This window comes from Caproicibacter fermentans (genome assembly GCF_014303955.1).
Lineage (GTDB): Bacteria > Bacillota > Clostridia > Oscillospirales > Acutalibacteraceae > Caproicibacter > Caproicibacter fermentans.
The window spans coordinates 3300983-3320467 of sequence record NZ_CP060286.1 but is presented as its reverse complement, the minus strand read 5'-3'; the positions used below and the strand labels follow the sequence as shown (position 1 = coordinate 3320467).

The 19485-nt window shown below is 56.6% G+C and carries 13 protein-coding genes and 1 pseudogene; 13 read left to right on the top strand and 1 reads right to left on the bottom strand.

Annotated elements, in window-relative coordinates:
• Positions 1-76 precede the first annotated feature (76 nt).
• The 13 genes and pseudogenes from HCR03_RS16475 to HCR03_RS20360 form a co-directional block, all read left to right on the top strand.
• Positions 77-535, top strand: coding sequence for a PrgI family protein (locus HCR03_RS16475; protein WP_187035455.1), 459 nt, complete (start codon positions 77-79; stop codon positions 533-535).
• Positions 435-2840, top strand: a complete 2406-nt coding sequence (locus HCR03_RS16470) for a VirB4-like conjugal transfer ATPase, CD1110 family (protein WP_187035453.1) — start codon at positions 435-437, stop codon at positions 2838-2840. The genes HCR03_RS16475 and HCR03_RS16470 overlap by 101 nt, the downstream gene beginning before the upstream one ends.
• A gap of 34 nt (positions 2841-2874) precedes the next feature.
• Entirely contained in the window at positions 2875-4602 is a 1728-nt protein-coding gene (locus HCR03_RS16465) for a C40 family peptidase (protein WP_187035451.1), read from the top strand.
• A gap of 20 nt (positions 4603-4622) precedes the next feature.
• Entirely contained in the window at positions 4623-4868 is a 246-nt protein-coding gene (locus HCR03_RS16460) for a DUF4315 family protein (protein WP_187035449.1), read from the top strand.
• Complete coding sequence (locus HCR03_RS16455) at positions 4855-5565, top strand: DUF4366 domain-containing protein (RefSeq protein WP_187035447.1); 711 nt, start codon at positions 4855-4857, stop codon at positions 5563-5565. The genes HCR03_RS16460 and HCR03_RS16455 overlap by 14 nt, the downstream gene beginning before the upstream one ends.
• 156 nt (positions 5566-5721) lie before the next feature.
• Positions 5722-7776: a DNA topoisomerase 3 gene (locus tag HCR03_RS16450; RefSeq protein WP_187035445.1), complete on the top strand. Its 2055-nt coding sequence runs from the start codon at positions 5722-5724 to the stop codon at positions 7774-7776.
• Positions 7769-8095, top strand: coding sequence for a hypothetical protein (locus HCR03_RS16445; RefSeq protein WP_187035443.1), 327 nt, complete (start codon positions 7769-7771; stop codon positions 8093-8095). Before HCR03_RS16450 ends, HCR03_RS16445 begins: the two co-directional genes overlap by 8 nt.
• A 6-nt stretch (positions 8096-8101) precedes the next feature.
• Entirely contained in the window at positions 8102-8404 is a 303-nt protein-coding gene (locus tag HCR03_RS16440; protein WP_187035441.1) for an immunoglobulin, read from the top strand.
• A gap of 83 nt (positions 8405-8487) precedes the next feature.
• A complete protein-coding gene (locus HCR03_RS16435; protein WP_187035439.1) occupies positions 8488-10935 on the top strand; it encodes a YodL domain-containing protein in 2448 nt (815 codons plus the stop codon).
• A gap of 1 nt (position 10936) precedes the next feature.
• Complete coding sequence (locus HCR03_RS16430) at positions 10937-11158, top strand: transposon-transfer assisting family protein (RefSeq protein WP_187035437.1); 222 nt, start codon at positions 10937-10939, stop codon at positions 11156-11158.
• Positions 11159-11262: 104 nt separating this feature from the next.
• Complete coding sequence (locus HCR03_RS16425; RefSeq protein WP_187035435.1) at positions 11263-11688, top strand: HTH domain-containing protein; 426 nt, start codon at positions 11263-11265, stop codon at positions 11686-11688.
• Positions 11689-12541: 853 nt separating this feature from the next.
• Entirely contained in the window at positions 12542-12895 is a 354-nt protein-coding gene (locus tag HCR03_RS19885; RefSeq protein WP_228724999.1) for a TnpV protein, read from the top strand.
• 101 nt (positions 12896-12996) lie between these two features.
• Positions 12997-19161, top strand: a pseudogene (locus tag HCR03_RS20360) (DEAD/DEAH box helicase family protein); the annotation flags it as partial.
• A 20-nt stretch (positions 19162-19181) separates the two neighbouring features.
• Here HCR03_RS20360 and HCR03_RS16415 read toward each other — a convergent pair.
• Entirely contained in the window at positions 19182-19442 is a 261-nt protein-coding gene (locus tag HCR03_RS16415; RefSeq protein WP_187035431.1) for a hypothetical protein, read from the bottom strand.
• Positions 19443-19485 lie beyond the last annotated feature (43 nt).

Genomic DNA, 19485 nt, shown 5'->3' with positions numbered 1-19485 from the left:
CATACTCATTCCCTTTTTTCCACCCATACCGCAGCAGCGGTGTTTTTTTATTCAGATTTACAAGGAGAGTGATTTAATGGCTTACGTTCCCGTACCTAAGGACCTGACCGCCGTGAAAACGAAGGTCCTGTTCAATTTAACAAAACGGCAGCTTGTCTGTTTCAGCGGCGGCGCGCTTGTTGGCGTACCGCTTTTCTTTTTGCTCAAGGGGCCTGCGGGGTTCAGCGCCGGAGCCGCATCCCTCTGCATGGTTCTCGTCATGCTGCCTTTTTTCCTGACGGCCGTCTATGAGAAAAACGGCCTGCCGATGGAAAAAATCGTCCGCAACATTGCCCGTGTGCTGTTTCTCCGGCCAAAGCAGCGACCGTATCAGACCAACAATTTTTATGCCGTGCTCGCGCGGCAAAGTAAACTCGACAAGGAGGTGCATCGGATTGTCGGTAAAAAAGCAAAAACCGGCCGTAGGGCGGTCGTTGTCCCGCGCCGAGAGGCGTCAGATCGAAGCCGCCGTCGCAAAGGCGCGGCAAACCGATAAGAAAAAGCAGTCGGCACAGGACAGCATCCCATTTCAGCGGATGTTCCCGGACGGTATCTGCCGTGTGACCGACAGCTATTACACGAAAACCGTTCAGTTTCAGGACATCAACTATCAGCTCAACCAGAACGAGGACAAAACCGCCATTTTCGAGGGCTGGTGCGATTTTCTCAACTATTTCGACAGCTCCATTAAATTTCAGCTCTCGTTCCTGAATCTCTCCGCGACACGGGACAGCTTTGCGAAAAGCGTCACCATCCCGCCGCAGGGCGACGATTTTGACAGTCTGCGCTCGGAATACACGGAAATGCTCCGGAACCAGCTTGCCAAAGGCAACAACGGCCTCATCAAAACCAAGTACCTGACCTTCGGCATCGAGGCAGACAGCCTGAAAGCGGCCAAGCCCCGGCTGGAGCGCGTCGAGATCGACATTCTCAACAACTTCAAACATCTCGGCGTGACAGCCGCTTCCCTGAACGGCGCGGACCGCCTGCGGCTGCTGCACGACATCTTCCGCATGGACGCGCCGGAGCCGTTCCGCTTTTCGTGGGACTGGCTGGCCCCCTCCGGACTCTCTGTCAAGGACTTCATCGCGCCGTCCTCCTTCGAGTTCAAAAGCGGAAGTATGTTCGGCATGGGACGTCAGGTGGGCGCGGTCAGTTTTCTCCAAATTCTCGCGCCGGAGCTGAACGACCGGATGCTGGCCGATTTTCTCGACATGGAATCCAGCCTCATCGTCACCATGCACATCCAGTCCATCGACCAGGTGAGCGCCATCAAGACGGTGAAACGGAAAATCACCGACCTCGATTCCATGAAGATTCAGGAACAGAAAAAGGCCATCCGCTCCGGCTACGACATGGACATCATCCCCTCCGACCTCGCCACCTACGGCGAGGAAGCGAAAAAACTCTTGCAGGATTTACAGTCCCGCAACGAGCGCATGTTCCTTGTGACCTTTCTCGTCCTCAACGTGGCCGAGAACCGGCAGCGGCTGGACAACAACGTATTTCAGGCAAGCTCCCTCGCGCAGAAATACAATTGCGCGCTGACCCGTCTCGACTTCCGTCAGGAAGAAGGGCTGATGTCCTCACTTCCGTTGGGGTACAACCAAATAGAGATTCAGCGGGGCCTGACCACATCAAGCACCGCCATTTTTATCCCCTTCACCACGCAGGAGTTGTTCCAGACCGGGCGCGAGGCGCTGTACTGTGGACTGAACGCCCTGTCTAACAACCTCATCATGGTGGACAGGAAGCTCCTGAAAAACCCCAATGGCCTGATCCTTGGCACCCCGGGCGCTGGCAAATCCTTCGCCGCCAAGCGGGAGATCGTCAACGTATTCCTCGTCACAAACGACGACATTATCGTCTGCGACCCGGAGGCCGAATACGGCCCGCTGATCGAGCGCCTGCACGGGCAGATCATCAAAATATCGCCCGCGTCCACCGATTACATCAATCCGATGGACATCAACCTCAACTATTCCGAGGAAGAAAACCCGTTGTCTTTGAAATCGGACTTTATACTCTCCCTCTGCGAATTGATCGTCGGCGGCAAAGAGGGTTTGCAGCCGGTGGAAAAGACGGTCATCGACCGCTGTGTGAGGCTGGTGTACCGGAATTACCTCAGCGACCCGCGCCCTGAAAACATGCCGGTTCTGGAGGATTTGTATAACGAGCTGCGGCGGCAGGATGAAAAGGAAGCACAGTACGTCGCCACGGCGCTGGAAATCTACGTCACCGGCTCCCTCAACGTGTTCAACCACCGCACCACCGTGAACGTGAAAAATCGCGTCGTCAGCTACGACATCCGGGAGCTGGGCAAACAGCTTAAAAAAATCGGGATGCTCATCGTGCAGGATCAGGTCTGGAACCGTGTCACCGTCAACCGCGCCGTGGGGAAATCCACGCGCTACTATATCGACGAGTTCCATCTGCTCTTAAAAGAGGAACAGACCGCCGCTTATTCCGTGGAAATCTGGAAGCGGTTCCGCAAGTGGGGCGGCATTCCGACCGGGATCACGCAGAACATCAAGGATCTTCTTTCTTCACGGGAAATTGAGAACATTTTTGAAAATTCGGACTATATTTATATGCTCAATCAGGCGTCCGGCGACCGGCAGATTCTCGCCAAGCAGCTCGGCATCTCGCCGCACCAGCTCTCCTACGTCACCCATTCCGGCGAGGGCGAGGGGCTGCTGTTCTATGGGAACGTCATTCTGCCTTTCGTGGACCATTTCCCGAAGGATACGGAGCTGTACCGCGTTATGACCACGAAATTACAGGAAACGGCGGCAACATGAGCGTCCGCGCCCGGCGGGACAGGAGGCGACTGTGATGGAAAAACGAGCGCCCCGCCTGCAATTCACGAAAGAGGAACAAACCGACCCTGTATTAAAAGAATCTGTCCGCAGAGTGCAGAAAGCGGCGGCGAAGGCCGACCGCGCACAGACGAAAATACCGAAAAAGAAAGTTCTTTGCAAGCAGCGCGCCTTTGATAAGCCTGCGGGTAAAACAAAGGTGCGCTTATATTTTGAGGAAGCGGACAAGAAAAAACCGTCCAAGCTCACACACGCCGTCCGGGACGCGCCCGGAAACGCTGTTTTGATGCGGTTCCACCGGGAAATCCGGCAGTCCGAGGATGAAAACGTGGGTGTGGAGGCCGCGCATAAAAGCGAGGAAACCGCCGAAACGGGCGGGCGTCTGGTTCGCAGCGCCCACCGCTCCCACAAATTGAAGCCCTACCGGGAATCAGCCAAAGCGGAAAAGCGCCTTGACCACGCCAATCTCGGTTATTTGCAGAAAAAGGCCGCGCGGGACAATCCGCAGCCCTCCGGAAATCCTTTTGCCCACTGGCGGCAGAAGCGGGCCGTCAAAAAACAGTATGCCGCCGCGAAGCGGGCCGGTCAGTTCACGGGTTCCGCCGGGAAAGCCGCCAAAAACACCGCGAAAGCGGGAAAAACGGCGGCGCGGGAGAGCAGACGGGCGGCGGCTTTTGTCGGGCGGCATCGGAACAGTTTTCTGATTGTTGCGGGCGTTTTTCTGGTGCTGGTCCTGCTTCTGAACGTCCTGTCCTCCAGCTCGGTTCTGCTGGAAGGGGCGCTGTCCGGCGTTACCGCGTCTACCTATCCTTCCACGGACGACGCCATGCTCGGCGCGGAAACCGCCTACTCCCAAAAGGAAACGGACCTTCAGAACGAGATCGACCATTATCAGGAGCAGCACCCCGGCTATGACGAATATCACTATACGCTCGATAAAATCGGCCACGACCCCTATGTGCTGGTTTCCATCCTGACCGCGTGGCACGGCGGCGAATGGACGCTGGATGAAGTCCGGGACATGCTTTCCACCCTGTTCTCAAAAGAATACCAACTGACGCAGACTGTGGAGACGGAAACCCGCTACCGAACGGAAACGGATACCGTGACGGACCCGGACGGCACGACTCACACCGAAACCCGGCAGGTTCCCTATACCTACACCGTCTGCGATGTGAAGCTCCACAACGAGGATTTGTCCCATCTGCCCGTATCCATCATGAACGAGGATCAGCTCGGCGTGTACTCGATGTACATGTCCACTCTCGGCAACCGGCCCGACTTGTTCCCCACGTCGGCCTATCCGAGCGCATCCACCGTCAAAAAGCCCACGGAGTACGACATTCCCCCGGAGGAGATGACGGACGCTCGGTTTGCCGCCATAATGACGGAGGCGCAGAAATACATCGGCTATCCCTACGTCTGGGGCGGCAGCAGCCCGAAAACCTCGTTCGACTGCTCCGGCTACGTGTCGTGGGTGATCAATCACAGCGGATGGAGCGTGGGGCGGCTCTCAGCGCAGGACCTCTGCGACATCTGCACGTCGGTTTCTCCCGCCGACGCAAAACCCGGCGACCTTGTTTTCTTTGAACACACCTACGATACCGACGGCGTGTCCCATGTGGGCATCTACGTCGGAAACGGCATGATGCTCGCGGCGGGGGACCCCATCGGCTACTCGAGCCTCAACACAAGCTACTGGCAGAGCCATTTTTACATGTTCGGGCGTTTACAGAACCCATAAACAGATTGGAGGAATCAACCGTGAATCCGAAATTTAAAAAAATCGACACCGAGTATGAAAAAAACGCAGCGAAAATCTCCGCGTTGCAAAGCCGGCAGAAGGAGCTGGAAAAGCAGCGCCGGGAACTGGAAAATCTCGATATTGTCGGCCTTGTGCGAGGCATGGGCATGACGGCGGAGGAACTGTCCGCACTCATGAAAGCGTCCCGCGAAAACCGGCCCGTATCCGATCAAAAGAAGCAGGAGGAACATCATGAAGAAATCTAAAATCCGCATACTGGTTTGCCTGATGGCCGCCGTGTCCTGCACGGCGGCTTTTTCCATCAACGCCCTCGCAGCGACTCCGACGACGAGCAGCCCCGGCTCCGCGCAGAGCGGCACGGCATCGTCGGAATCGTCCGCGAAGCCTCTGACGCCGGACGGGGCCGGAACGGTGATCGACAACGCGACCAACGAGGACGGCAAGGAGTTTTTCACGATCACCACGCCGAGCAAGCACGTCTTTTACCTGATTATCGACCGTCAGAAAGATGCCGAAAACGTCTATTTTCTTGACGCCGTGACGGACAAGGACCTGCTTGCGCTGGCAAAGAGCGACAACGAGGACGTTTCCGGTTCTTCCTCATCCAAAACCGCTTCCACCCCGGAGACATCCTCCGCGCCGACCGCATCGACGCCCACGGTTTCATCCGTTTCCCAGCCGGAAAAACAGAATAACAGCGCCGGAATCGCGGCGGTTGCCGTACTTGCAGCCGTTCTCGCCGGTGCGGCAGTCTGGTTCTTCAAATTCCGCAAGCCGGATAAAAAGGACAAAAACAGGCCCGACCCTGACGATTACGATTACACCGAGGACGGGGATGAGGAATCCGAGCCGGATGATGAACCGGAAGCTCCTGACGAGGAAGCAACGCAAAAAGACGGTTCCGAATCATCCAACGGTGAAACGGAGCGTGAGGACGAATGACCTTTTTCACCGACAGCCCTTTTGAGCGGATGATGGTGCAAAAGCCCCGGTACAGGCGGGAGGAACGGCCTCCCGCCCCGCCGAAAGGCCGTCCTGACCGTTCCCGTGACTGTTACCGCGATCTTATCATCACGCCGAAACGAAAGGAGAATGAAAATGCGGCTTGTAATCAGTGAAAAGCCCTCGGTTGCTCAAAGCATCGCCGCCGTGATCGGCGCGAAGCAGCGCGGCGACGGGTTTCTGGAGGGCGGCAGCTACCTCGTTTCATGGTGCCTCGGCCATCTCGCGGAGTTGGCAAGCGCCGACGCCTATGATGAAAAATACGCTAAATGGCGGTACGAAGATTTACCTATTCTGCCGGAAAACTGGCGGTTTGCCGTAAGCGGTGATAAACAAAAGCAGTTCGGTATTCTCCGTACCCTGATGCGCCGCGACGATGTGGATGAAATCGTCAACGCCTGCGACGCCGGACGCGAGGGCGAACTGATCTTCCGCACCGTGTACGGCATGGCCGGTTGTCCCAAGCCGATGAAACGGCTTTGGATCTCCTCCATGGAGGACGAGGCTATCCGTCAGGGCTTTGCCGACCTGAAGCCGGGCCGGAATTACGACGGCCTGCATCAGTCCGCGCTCTGCCGGTCCAAGGCCGACTGGCTGGTGGGCATCAACGCGACACGCCTGTTTTCCGTCCTCTACCACCGAACTCTGAACGTCGGGCGCGTCATGTCCCCGACGCTGGCGCTCATCGTGCAGCGGGAAGCGGAGATCTCCGCGTTTCAGCCGGAGCCGTTCTATACGGTCAACCTCGACTGCGGCGGCTTCACCGCCACCGGCGAGAAGCTCAAACAGAAACCGGAGGCCGAGGCGGTTGCCGCCGCCTGCAAAGGCAAAACGGCCACTGTCAGTGCCGTGGAGCGGAAAGAAAAATCCGAAAAGGCTCCCGCGCTCTACGACCTGACCACCCTCCAGCGCGACGCCAACCGCTTGCTCGGTTACACGGCCCAGCAGACGCTGGACTACCTGCAATCGCTGTATGAAAAGAAGCTTTGCACTTATCCCCGCACGGACAGCCGGTTCCTGACGAACGACATGGAAGGAACCGTTCCGGCGCTTGCTTCCGTCGCCGCCGCGATCTGCGGCGCGGATATTGCCGCAAACCTCAACGCCGGTCAGGTCTGTGACAGCGCGAAGGTCAGCGACCATCACGCCGTCGTTCCCACGTCCGGCGCGGGCAAAGCGGATGTTTCCGCGCTGCCAGTCGGGGAGCGTGAAATTCTGCGGCTGGTTTCCCGGCAGCTTCTCTGCGCGGTCGGCAGTGCGCACCAATACGCCGAAACCGCCGTCACGCTGGACTGCGCCGGGTACGGATTTGCCGCCAAGGGAAAAACGATCCTCGTTCCGGGCTGGAAAGCCTATTTGCAGGAACAGGCCGACAAACCCCTTCCAGACTTGAAAGAGGGGCGGAACGCCCCGGTTTCTTCTGTTTCCATTAAGGAAGGAAAAACCTCGCCGCCCAAGCACTATACGGAAGATACTCTCCTTTCCGCGATGGAGACGGCGGGCGCAAAGGAGATGCCCGACGACGCGGAACGCAAGGGCCTCGGCACCCCCGCCACCCGCGCGGCCATTCTGGAAAAACTCGTTACCACAGGATTCGTGGAACGGAAAAAGGCCAAGAAAACCGTCAATCTCATCCCGTCGCAGGTCGGCGTGTCGCTCGTCACCGTCCTGCCGGAACAGCTTCAATCCCCGCTGCTGACCGCCGAATGGGAAAACCGGCTCAAGCAGGTGGAGCGGGGAAAACTGGAACCGGACGCTTTTATGGACGGCATCGCCGGAATGCTTCGTGAACTGATAAAAACCTATGTGCCGGTCAAGGGCGCGGAAGTGCTGTTCCCCTCCGGGCGCGAGACGGTCGGAAAATGCCCCCGCTGCGGCGGCAGCGTGACCGAAAGCAAAAAGGGCTTTTTCTGCGAGAATGACGGTTGCCGGTTCGGACTTTGGAAGGACAACCGGTTTTTCGCCGCCAAGAAAAAGGCGCTGACAAAAGCCGTCGCCGCCGCGCTCCTGAAGGACGGGCGCGTGAGGCTCACCGGCTGCTATTCAGAAAAGACCGGAAAAACCTACGACGCAACGGTGATTTTGGAGGATACCGGGGAGCGCGTCAATTTCAGGCTGGATTTTGATACGGAGGCGAAAAGGCGTGGATAAAAGTAATCCTTCCGAGTTGGAGCGGCTGGGGCCGGAAATCCCCGTAAAAACAACCGCTGTGCCGATGGGTCTGCCGGGAGTGAACAGGCGAACAGTGGACGGCTTTGTCCTAATGACCGGAATCGTGCTGCTGGAAAGCGAGCGCGACGGGCAGGGCCGGTATTACGGCGGGGCCGGGATGGATGGGATGTATCTGCGGACACCGCACCTTTTTACGCCGGTGAAAAATGAATCCGGCGAGATCCGTGCGTTCCGGGAAGTGCTGCCCGTGCCTGTCAAGACACGGAAACCACCCCGGCGCAGCGACCCGGAACGGTGAGCGCACATGAAACTTACCAAATACGAGCGGGAGACGATTATCTGCTATAACGAGGAAGAAGCGACGGCCAGCGTTTATACGCACAATAAAAAGCTTATCCAAAAGCTCAAACGGCTCTCGGGAAAATACCCCGACAAGGTAAAACCGGAGCGCCCGGAGCATCGCGGGGCCGTCAGCTATCTTGTTCCCAAAGGCTGTGTTTCCGTCCGGGAACCGTACAGCGACCAGCGGCGTGAAGCCGACAGTTTACGGGCTAAAACAGCGAAAATACGCCCTCCCAGCAGGAGCATACGCTCCGAAAACAAATAATGAGCGCGCTCCCGCATGGGTTTATCCCAGCCTGTGCGGGGGCGCGCTTTTTTCAATTCTATGATCTGCGAAAGGAGCACACTATGGCCGAAAAGAATAAGGAACGATTGAAAGAGATCACCGACAGCATCGAACAGGGCATCCAAAGCCTGTTCCAGAGCGATCGGTACGCGCAGTACCTCCGTACCATGTCCCGGTTCCACCGCTATTCCGTCAACAATACCATGCTGATTTACATGCAGAAGCCGGACGCCACCCTTGTGGCCGGGTTCAACAAGTGGCGCGATCAGTTCAGCCGGAACGTGATGCGGGGCGAAAAAGGCATCAAGATCATCGCGCCCACGCCGTTTAAAAAGAAAATCGAGGAAGAAAAACTCGATCCGGGCACCAAGGCTCCCGTACTGGATGCAGAAGGCAAGGTCATTATGGAGGAAAAGGAAATCAAAATTCCTATGTACAAGGTGGTATCGGTCTTTGACGTGTCGCAGACCGAGGGGAAACCTCTGCCGACATTGGCAAACGATCTCACGGGGAATGTGAAGCAGTATGAAATTTTCATGGAGGCGCTGCGGCGCTCGTCCCCCGTCCCGCTTGCTTTTGAGGCGATGGAACCGAATACGGACGGCTATTTTAGCGAAAAGGACCAGCGCATTGCTATCCGATCCGATATGAGCGAGGTCCAGACCGTTGCCGCCGCCGTCCATGAAATCACTCACGCCACGCTGCATAACTACGAGCAGGCGCGTCTTGCCGCCGCCGAGGGTGACGAAACCGCCGAGCCACCCAAACCAAAAGGCCGGAATACCGAAGAAGTAGAGGCCGAGAGCGTTTCCTATGCCGTCTGCCAGTATTACGGCATCCAGACCGGCGAAAACAGCTTCGGCTATATCGCTTCATGGAGCAAAGACAAGGAATTGCCGGAGCTGCGGGCTTCTCTGGAAACGATCAATAAAACCGCCTCCGGCCTGATTTCCGACATCGACCAAAATTTCCGCGAGGTCCTGAAAGAGTATGACAGCGTTCTGGAACAGTTCGCCGCGGACGCATACCGGTACACGGCTTCCGTCATGGAGCCGCCGTTTCCTCTTAACTCCATCGAAGAAGAAATCCCGGCCACCGTGGACGATTTGAAAAGCGGTTATGAAAAAGATACCCGTGCGGCTATTCTCAATGCCGCCAAGATCGAGGGCGCGGCGTCCCCGGATGAGCTTCTGCGGCGGCTGGATGAAATTGAAAAGATTTACCCGCCGAGGGAAACCGAGGCGATGTATCTGCTGGACAACGCCGCCTATTTTTATTTGAAGGAAAATGAGGACGGATACGGCTATACCCTTTACGATAAAGCGAGTCTGCGGGAAACGGCAAGCGGGTTTGCCGACGAGGGCGTCAGTTCCATCCCGACCGCTTACGAACAGGCGCTTGCCCTTGAACACCTGACCCCCGCAACCTCGAAAAAGGTTCCGCTTGACATTCTTCGGGATATTGCCGCCGTGCGTGAACAGGACGTTCAGGAATACATCCGTAAAAATAATTTGAGTGACCATGAGCCGGACGCACCGGCGACGCAGACAGCGCCCGACCAGCCGAAAGCGGCGGATATGCTGCCGGACGCGCCGGAGCTGGCGCTCGACGAATATCCCATGCCGGATTCGGACCTGACCGTGGCCGATCTGGAAGCCTGCGGGTATCTGGACGGCGACCTGCTGCCCCTCTCCAAAGACCGGGCACTGGAACTTTTTGAGCAGGACCTCACCGTTTACATGATCGAGGACGGCAGCGCAAGTATGGCGTTCGACCCGGATGAGATTCAGGCGCACAGCGGCCTTTTCGCCGTGAGCCGCGAGGAATGGGAGGAAAGCCGGGAGTTTTCCGCAGCCATAGAGAACCGGATGAAGCATCAGGAGCAGCGGGAATCCGCTTTTTTGAAAACTTCTCAGAGCGCTTTCGCCATCTATCAGGTCAAGAGCGGCGACGAGCTGCGGGACATTCGATTTGAACCGCTCAGTTGGCTGGAATCAAAAGGCATTTCCGTGAATCACGAAAACTATGATCTCGCTTACACCGCCCCTCTTACGGATAAGGGCGATACAGAAGAACGGCTGGCCATTTTGTGGGATCGGTTCAATAACAACCATCCCGCCGACTATCACAGGCCGAGCCTGTCCGTCAGCGACATCGTTGCGCTCAAACAGAACGGCGTTGTATCCTGTCACTATGTGGACAGCTTCGGTTTTCAGGAGATTCCGGCATTTCTGAAACCGGAAAACTACCTGAAAAGCGCGGAAATGTCGGTGGAGGACGATTACGACATGATCGACGGCGTCATCGACAACGGAAAAAATTCCACCGTTGCGGAGCTGGAGCATAAAGCCAAAACCGGTCAGCCGATCTCCCTTCTGGAGCTTGCCGAGGCGTCGCGTCGGGAGCATGACGAAAAGAAAAAATCCGTCGTGGAACGGCTCAGAAATCAGCCGGTCAGCCGGGAACACAAAAAAACAGCGCCCGACAGAGGCGCGGAAATGGAGCGGTGATATGTTTACCAACGACGAAATCAACCTGATGTGCATTTACAATACCGGGACGCGGGAGGGCCTGATCGCGGAGCTTGAGCAGATGTGCGATTATCTCGACGCGGAGGAAACGGAGCTACTGGCCCTGACGGATTCGGCGCTGGGAAAGCTCCGAAATATGAGCGACACCGAATACGCCAAACTTGACCTGCTCCCGGATTTTGACGTGGAGATTGAATCATAACTTTAAGTCTTTCGGTGACATTTTTCTGAATCTGCGGTATACTGATAGGCAACAGAAATTAAAGCAAATTTAATAGATCACCTGCAATTCAGGAGGTTGCTGCCATGTATGCCGTTGATTTCTCGCTTTGTGTAAAAAAGCTGTTGGAAGAATATCATTTTAATGTGGAGACTCTTGCAAAGTATCTTTCTTTAAGCGTCGAAAGCATATATAAGATTGCTCAAGGAAGCATGGGAGAACTTCCCGCTGACAACGAAGAAAGAACGAGAATTGCCAATAGGATTATGTTTTTATCTACTGTTCCTGAAGATAAGCCGGACGTAAAAGTGAAAGCCTTTTTAGAAACATTATTGTCCTATCATCGGCTATCAAAAGAAACCATCGCAAAAATGGCAGGAATAGATATTTCCGATATGGATTTATTTCTAAGCGATCAAGGCGCAGAAATGGATGCCGAGATCAAGTATAAAATTGCGGCGGTCACAATGGCACTTCGGTTTTTCTTGAAGGATAACGAGCCTAAACAGTAAAAGTTCAATAAATAATCAAGAGAGCAGCCTTCGGGCTGTTCTTTTTTTGCCCAAAACACTGGAAGGAGGAATTTTAATATGCCGAGTAATGTGCAGGCATTGGCACAAATGGCCGACCACGCGGCGACGCAGATCACCGTCAGTCATGAAAGCTGGACGGATTTTCTGAAAACCGCCGCGCGGCTCTACAAATACCCGTACCATGAGCAGCTCATGATTTTCGCCCAGCGCCCCGACGCGACGGCCTGCGCCGGGTTTGAGGTCTGGAACGAAAAAATGCGCCGGTATATCCGGCGCGGCAGCAAGGGAATCGCGCTCATCGACGCGTCCGGCGACAGGCCGGGAATTCGGTATGTCTTTGATATTTCCGATACGGGCGGCAGGGAAAATTCCCGCCGCCCTTACCTTTGGCAGTACCGCACGGAGCATGAGGACGCAGTTGCGGCGGCGCTGGAACAGGAGTATGAAATTTCCGGCGAAAAGGGCCTTGCCGATCAGTTGGAGCGGATTGCCGGACAGTTGGCAAACGAATATTGGCAGGAACACCAATACGACATCCTCCACATCGTTGACGGCAGCTTTTTGGAGGAATATGATGAGTTTAACATCGGAGCGCAGTTCCGAAGCGCCGCAGCCGTCAGCATCACCTACGCGGTTTTGTCCCGCTGCGGCCTCGACCCCGACGAATACTTTGAGCATGAGGACTTTCTGAGTATCTTCGATTTCAACACGCCCGATACCGTCGCCGCCCTCGGCTCGGCGGTCAGCGAAGCAAGCGAACAGGTGCTGCGGCAGATCGAAGTCACCGTCAAAAATTATGAACGCGAACATCTCGCGGAAAGGAGTGCCACACATGGAGAACAACCTGACTTACAGCCGGAACAGGGATTACCTGATTCCCGACCTGACGATTACGGAGCAGACGGAGAGCATCGGCAAATACGGGAGAATGCGGAAAAATTACCTGAAAGAGCACCGTCCGGTCCTGTACAACAGCCTGCTGCTGTCGGAGAAGCTGTACCCGCACCTGTTGGAAATCGAGAGGACGGCGACGGCGCGGCTGGAGCGCACGATGCCGGAGCTGATGAAGTCGGCGGGCGTGACGGAGAGCCTGAAAGTCTCCGACCCGATGCGCTGGGTGGGCCTCATGAACAACCTGAAAGCGCAGGCCGAGGAAACGATTCTGACGGAGCTTATCTACAGCTAAGTTTTTTCCCGTCGGAGCAGGAACAGATACAGCGGATTGATGAAGCGGAGAGCGAAAAGCCCTCCGCTTTTTCTATATCTTCTACGCAGAAGTCGGGAAAACGCAGTACAGCCCAAACCGATATTGACGCCGCCATTCAGGAATGGAACGGCGATATCGAAAGCAAACACGCCGTTGCCGAGTATATGCGGGAACATGCCCGCGACAAGGATACGGCGGCGTTTTTGCGCGCCGAGTATGGCGACGATCTCCCGGCGTTTCCCGTAACCGTGGGCCGAACATCGACGGATCTGCCTTGGCCGAAGGTGCAGCGGCGAATCGCCCAGCTCATCCGGGAGGAACGTTTTTATACACAGGAAGAACAGGCAGCGCAGCTCGATCTGAGCGGCCAGCCGATCACCCGCACCGGCGACACCATCACCATCGGAAACGGCGTTGCTTCCCATGAAGTGGACATAACGCTTTCTGACGAGCAGTGGGCGGCGTTACAGCGGGGGGTTCCCAGCAGCGCCGCAATCCAGCCTCCCTACAAGGTAGGCGATACGGTATATCTGGACAATAAGCCCTTTGAAATCACTGAAATCAGGGACTCCGACGTTCAACTCCGCGACCCGTCGCTTGCCTATCCCATCTTCCGCGCAGAGAGCTTGGAGAACTTTGAACGCCTGCTGCGCCGGGATTCCCGGAACGGCTCTATTACGGAATTTCTTGCTGCGGACTTGGAGCACACGGACGCCGATCTGCGCGAGGCCCTGAATTCCGGCCTGCTGGAACAGCGGGACAAGGAGCATATCGCGGGGTATTTCCGCGAAAACGAGGGCAACACCCGCGTGGCCCAGCGCCTTTCCGATGCCTACGCCGGTACTTCCGATACGATGGAGCTGACCACCGGCGAGACAGCGGATTTCTTTGCCACTACTACAGGTTTTGAAATTGACATCCACGACAAGTACAACAGCAAACGGAGCGCTCCATGGGAAGAAATCGCTCCCATCCTTCGCGCCCTGTACCAGCGGGAGCAGGATGGCTTTTCCCATGAGCCGGTTTCGCGGGAGCCTGCGAATCTGGATGGCAAACCGTCCTATCAACCGGGCAATCACGCGGTGCTGGATTACGGCGGGCAGGAGCTGTCCGGCACCGTGGGCTATGTTGGGGATAAGGACGTGCGCATCGACACCGGCCCCTATTCGTGGAGCCATGAGGTTGTCAACCGCGACGCCTTTGAAAACGGCATCCGGCAGGACGAGCGCAACGCCGCCCTGTTTACGCCGGAACAGCCCGCCGCCGAAAACTTCCGCATCACCGACGATCATTTGGGCGAGGGCGGTGCGAAAACCAAGTACGGGTACAATATCGCGGCCATCCGCATTCTGAAAACCATCGAGACCGAGGGCCGCACGGCGACGCCGGAGGAACAGGAAACGCTATCCCGTTATGTCGGCTGGGGCGGCATCCCGCAGGCGTTCGACCCGGACAACGCTTCATGGTCAAAGGAGTATACCGAGCTGGTCGGCGCGCTGACCGCCGAAGAATACGAAATGGCGCGGGCATCCACCCTGAACGCCCACTACACCAGCCCGACCGTCATCAAGGCCATTTATGAGGCCGTGAAAAATCTCGGCTTTCAAACCGGCAACATCTTGGAACCGGCCTGCGGCGTCGGCAACTTTTTCGGCCTGCTGCCGGAAAGCATGGCGGCGTCCCGGCTCTACGGCGTGGAGCTGGACAGCATCACGAGCCGGATCGCCAAACAGCTCTATCCCAACGCCAACATTACCGTGGCGGGTTTTGAAACCACCGACCGGAAAGACTTTTTCGACCTTGCCGTTGGCAACGTGCCGTTCGGCAGCTACAAGGTTTCCGACCGGGCTTACGACAAGCTCGGCTTTCCGATCCACGATTACTTTTTTGCCAAAACGCTCGATCAGGTGCGTCCGGGCGGCGTGATCGCGTTCGTGACCAGCCGCTACACGATGGATAAGCAGTCGCCGGAGGTGCGGCGGTACATCGCCCAGCGTGCGGAACTGCTGGGAGCAATTCGTCTGCCCAGCAACGCTTTCAAGGCCAACGCCGGAACGGAAGTCACCACCGACATTCTCTTTCTCCAAAAGCGCGACCGTCCCATCGTCATCGAACCCGATTGGGTGCATTTGGGCCAGACCGAAGATGGGATTCCCGTAAACAGCTATTTTGCCGATCATTCCGAAATGGTGCTGGGGACCATCAAATGGGACGATAAAATGCACGGCGATAAAAAAGAAACGACGTGCGAACCGTTCCCCGACGCCGATCTTTCCGAGCAACTCCACGAGGCGGTTTCCCATATTCAGGGACAGATGGCCGAAGCGGAGTTGCCGGATCTCGGCGAGAATGAGGAAATCGACGATTCCATCCCGGCAGACCCCGACGTAAAAAACTATTCCTATACCGTCGTAGACGGCAAGGTGTACTACCGGGAAAACTCCCGCATGGTGCGGCCGGAGCTGAATGAAACAGCCAAGGCCCGCGTCATGGGCATGGTGGAACTGCGGGACTGTGTGCAGAATCTCATCAACCAGCAACTCGACGAATACGCCTCCGACACAGAAATCAAAAGAACACAAGCGGAGCTGAACCGGCTCTATGACGCTTTTTCCTCAAAATACGGCCTCATCAACTCGCGCGGCAACAGCCTTGCGTTCGCGGAGGATTCTTCGTACTATCTGCTCTGCTCTCTGGAAGTGATCGACGAGGACGGCAAGCTGGAGCGTAAGGCCGACATGTTCACCAAGCGTACCATCCGGCAGCGGAAAATCGTCACGTCCGTGGACACGGCGTCGGAAGCTCTCTCGCTCTCCATTGCGGAAAAAGCGCGGGTGGACATGGACTACATGGCTTCCCTCACCGGCAAAACGCCGGAGGCGTTGGCCAACGAGCTGCGGGGTGTCATCTTCCGCGATTTGGGCGAACAGGACCCGGCAAGCGTCCCGAAGGCATTTTACAAGCTGGACAACATTCCGTTTGTCACCGCAGACGAATACCTTTCCGGCAACGTGCGCCGCAAGCTGCGGCTGGCGAAAGCCATCGCAGAAATGCGGCCCGACCTCGCGGAGAGAATAGCCCCCAACATTGAGGCGCTGGAAGCCGCCCAGCCGAAGGACCTGGACGCCTCAGAAATCGAGGTGCGTCTCGGCGCGACGTGGATCGACAAGGGATACATCCAGCAGTTCATGGAGGAACTCTTAAACCCGCCGTCCGGTGTGCGCGACGGCATCCGGGTAAATTATTCTTCCTTTACGGCGGAATGGTCTGTCTCCAACAAAAGCAGCGTCGGGTACAACAATGTGGCGGCGTATGTCACCTACGGCACCGACCGGGCCAACGCCTACCGGATTCTGGAGGATACGCTGAACCTCCGGGATACGCGGATCTACGATACCGTGACCGACCCGGACGGCAAGGAGCGCCGCGTCCTCAATTCCAAGGAAACCACCCTCGCTCAGCAGAAGCAGCAGGCTATCAAGGATGCTTTCCACGACTGGATCTGGCGTGACCCGGACCGACGCCGCACTCTGACGAAAAAATACAACGAGCTGTTCAATTCCAGCCACCCGCGCGAATACGACGGGCGGCATCTTGTATTCCCTGGCATGAATCCCGAAATCAAGTTGCGGGAGCATCAGCTCAATGCCGTGGCGCACCAGCTTTACGGCGGGAACACCCTGCTGGCACATGTCGTTGGCGCGGGAAAAACCTATGAGATGATCGCCGCCGCAATGGAGGGCAAGAGGCTGGGCTTATGCCAAAAATCCCTGTTTGCCGTCCCAAACCACCTGACGGAGCAATGGGCTTCCGAATTCCTGCGGCTGTACCCCTCGGCCAACATTCTTGTTACTACCAAAAAAGATTTTGAGAAGCGCAACCGAAAAAAGTTCTGCGCCCGGATCGCCACCGGCGACTACGACGCGATCATTATGGGCCACTCGCAGTTTGAGAAAATTCCCGTCTCTCTGGAACGGCAGAAGCGGCTGATTCAGGAACAGATTTGGGAGATCGAAAACGGGCTGGAAGAACTCAAAGACAGCGGCGCGGAGCAGTTTACCATCAAGCAGTTGGAGCGCACGAAAAAGGGGCTTGAGGCCCGGTTGAAGCGGCTCAACGACAACTCCCGCAAGGATGATGTCGTCACCTTTGAGCAGCTCGGTGTGGACCGTCTGTTCGTGGACGAGGCGCACAATTACAAAAATCTGTTTCTCTACACGAAAATGCGCAACGTGGCGGGCCTCTCCACCACCGACGCGCAGAAATCCAGCGATATGTTCCTGAAATGCCGGTATCTCGATGAAATCACGAACAGCCGGGGCGTCGTGTTCGCCACCGGGACGCCGGTTTCCAACAGTATGACAGAATTGTACACGATGATGCGCTACCTCCAGTACGAAACCCTGAAAGAACGGAATCTCGTTCATTTCGACTGCTGGGCCTCGACGTTCGGGGAAACCGTGACAGCCATCGAGCTGGCCCCGGAGGGAACCGGCTACCGGGCGCGGACGCGCTTTGCCCGGTTCTACAATTTGCCGGAGCTGATGCTGCTGTTCAAGGAGGCGGCGGACATCAAAACCGCCGACCAGCTCAACCTTCCCACGCCGAAAGCCGTGTACCACAATGAAGTCGCGCAGCCCTCGGAGATTCAAAAGGAGATGGTGAAAAAGCTCTCGGAGCGCGCCGCCGCCGTCCATTCCGGCAACATTGACCCGCATTTGGACAATATGCTCAAAATTACGTCGGATGGGCGTAAGCTCGGCCTCGACCAGCGCGTCATCAATCCTATGCTCCCCGACAATCCCGGCAGCAAGGTCAATATGTGCGTCAACAATGTGTTTCATTACTGGCACGACGGGCTGGATAAAAAGCTGACGCAGCTTGTTTTCTGCGATATTTCCACCCCAAAGGGCCGCGCCGCCGCCAAGGAAGAACGGGCGGTCCGGGTCGGTGGGAGGCTCGCGGGCGGCACGGAACTTCACGCTTTGCAGGACGCCACGCCGCAGGCCGACGCGCCGGAATCATTCAGTGTCTACTCGGACATCCGCGACAAGCTCATCGCGCGGGGCGTCCCCGCAGAACAGATCGCGTTCATCCACAACGCCGATACCGAAGTCAAGAAAAAGGAACTGTTCGCAAAGGTGCGCGCCGGGCAGGTGCGCGTCCTCATGGGCAGCACCGCGAAAATGGGGGCCGGGATGAACGTGCAGGACAGGCTCATCGCCTCCCACGATCTGGACTGCCCGTGGCGTCCCGGTGATTTGGAACAACGGTCCGGGCGCATCATCCGGCAGTACAACACCAACCCCGAAGGGCATATTTTCCGTTACGTCACGGAAGGGACATTTGACAGCTATTTGTGGCAAACCGTGGAGAATAAGCAGAAATTCATTTCGCAGATCATGACCAGCAAAAGCCCTGTCCGCTCCTGTGAGGACATCGACGAAACGGCGCTCTCCTACGCCGAAATCAAGGCCCTGTGCGCCGGGGACGAGCGGATCAAGGAAAAGATGGACCTCGACATGGACGTGGCCAAGCTGAAACTCATGAAAGCCAACCATCAGAGTCAACAGTTCCGGTTGGAGGACAATCTGCTCAAATACTTCCCGGAGGAAATTGAGCGGAATAAAGGGTTTATTAAAGGTTTGGAAATGGATATGGCGACGCTGGATGCGCACCCGCACCCGAAGGACGGATTTGCGGGGATGGTGGTGCGGGGCGATTCGCTCACCGACAAGGACAACGCCGGAGCCGCCATTCTGGAAGCCTGCAAAGAGGTCAAGGGGCTGGAACCGATGGAGATCGGCAGTTACCGGGGCTTTACCATGTCGCTGTCCGTGGAGGGGTTCGGACAGGATTTCATTCTCACCCTCAAAGGTCAGATGAGCCACCGCGTCACGCTGGGCAAGGACGCGCGCGGCAATCTCATCCGTATCGACAACGCGCTTGCCAATATGCCGAAGCGGTTGCAGAATGTTCACGCGCAGCTTGATAATCTTCATTCGCAGATAGATGCGGCAAAAGCTGAGATCGGCAAGCCGTTCCCGCAGGAAGCGGAGCTTGCGCAAAAGAGCGCTCGCCTCGCGGAGCTGAACGCGCTGCTGGACATCGACAGCCGCGCCCCCGCCCAGCGGCAGGCGTCAGAGGTCATGCCAAAAAGAGAAAGGCCCTCCGTGCTGGAGAGCCTGAATAAGCCGTGCGTCTGCGGGACGAGTAAAAAACTGAAACACGAATTGGCGCGATAAGAAAAGGCTCCGGCACGGAATCATTTTGTGTCGGGGCCGTCATTTCGGGCGGCTGCGGCTTTTGCCCTGCGTTTCTGCTTTTGTTCGGATTTCTTCCGGCGTTTTTCATCTATCTCATGCAGCCAGACGCTGACCGGCGCTTTCCACGGCTCGCTTTTATTCGGGATGTTTTTGACAAGGCTGCGCGGGTTCAGACCGAGGCGTTTGGCAAGCTCAATATCCTCATTGTTCAACCGGCATTTCTTTTTCGCGTCCTGCCACATCTGTTCGCTGTATGCCATTTTTTCACCCCGCTTTACTCTAAAGATTTTATCACATATTACT

What these genes read in the sequence shown, in the direction of transcription:
- HCR03_RS16475 (WP_187035455.1), top strand. Translation starts at nt 77, where the DNA reads ATGGCTTACGTTCCCGTACCTAAGGACCTGACCGCCGTGAAAACGAAG.
- HCR03_RS16465 (WP_187035451.1), top strand. Translation starts at nt 2,875, where the DNA reads ATGGAAAAACGAGCGCCCCGCCTGCAATTCACGAAAGAGGAACAAACC.
- HCR03_RS16455 (WP_187035447.1), top strand. Translation starts at nt 4,855, where the DNA reads ATGAAGAAATCTAAAATCCGCATACTGGTTTGCCTGATGGCCGCCGTG.
- HCR03_RS16450 (WP_187035445.1), top strand. Translation starts at nt 5,722, where the DNA reads ATGCGGCTTGTAATCAGTGAAAAGCCCTCGGTTGCTCAAAGCATCGCC.
- HCR03_RS16440 (WP_187035441.1), top strand. Translation starts at nt 8,102, where the DNA reads ATGAAACTTACCAAATACGAGCGGGAGACGATTATCTGCTATAACGAG.
- HCR03_RS16435 (WP_187035439.1), top strand. Translation starts at nt 8,488, where the DNA reads ATGGCCGAAAAGAATAAGGAACGATTGAAAGAGATCACCGACAGCATC.
- HCR03_RS16430 (WP_187035437.1), top strand. Translation starts at nt 10,937, where the DNA reads ATGTTTACCAACGACGAAATCAACCTGATGTGCATTTACAATACCGGG.
- HCR03_RS16425 (WP_187035435.1), top strand. Translation starts at nt 11,263, where the DNA reads ATGTATGCCGTTGATTTCTCGCTTTGTGTAAAAAAGCTGTTGGAAGAA.
- HCR03_RS19885 (WP_228724999.1), top strand. Translation starts at nt 12,542, where the DNA reads ATGGAGAACAACCTGACTTACAGCCGGAACAGGGATTACCTGATTCCC.
- HCR03_RS16415 (WP_187035431.1), bottom strand. Translation starts at nt 19,442, where the DNA reads ATGGCATACAGCGAACAGATGTGGCAGGACGCGAAAAAGAAATGCCGG.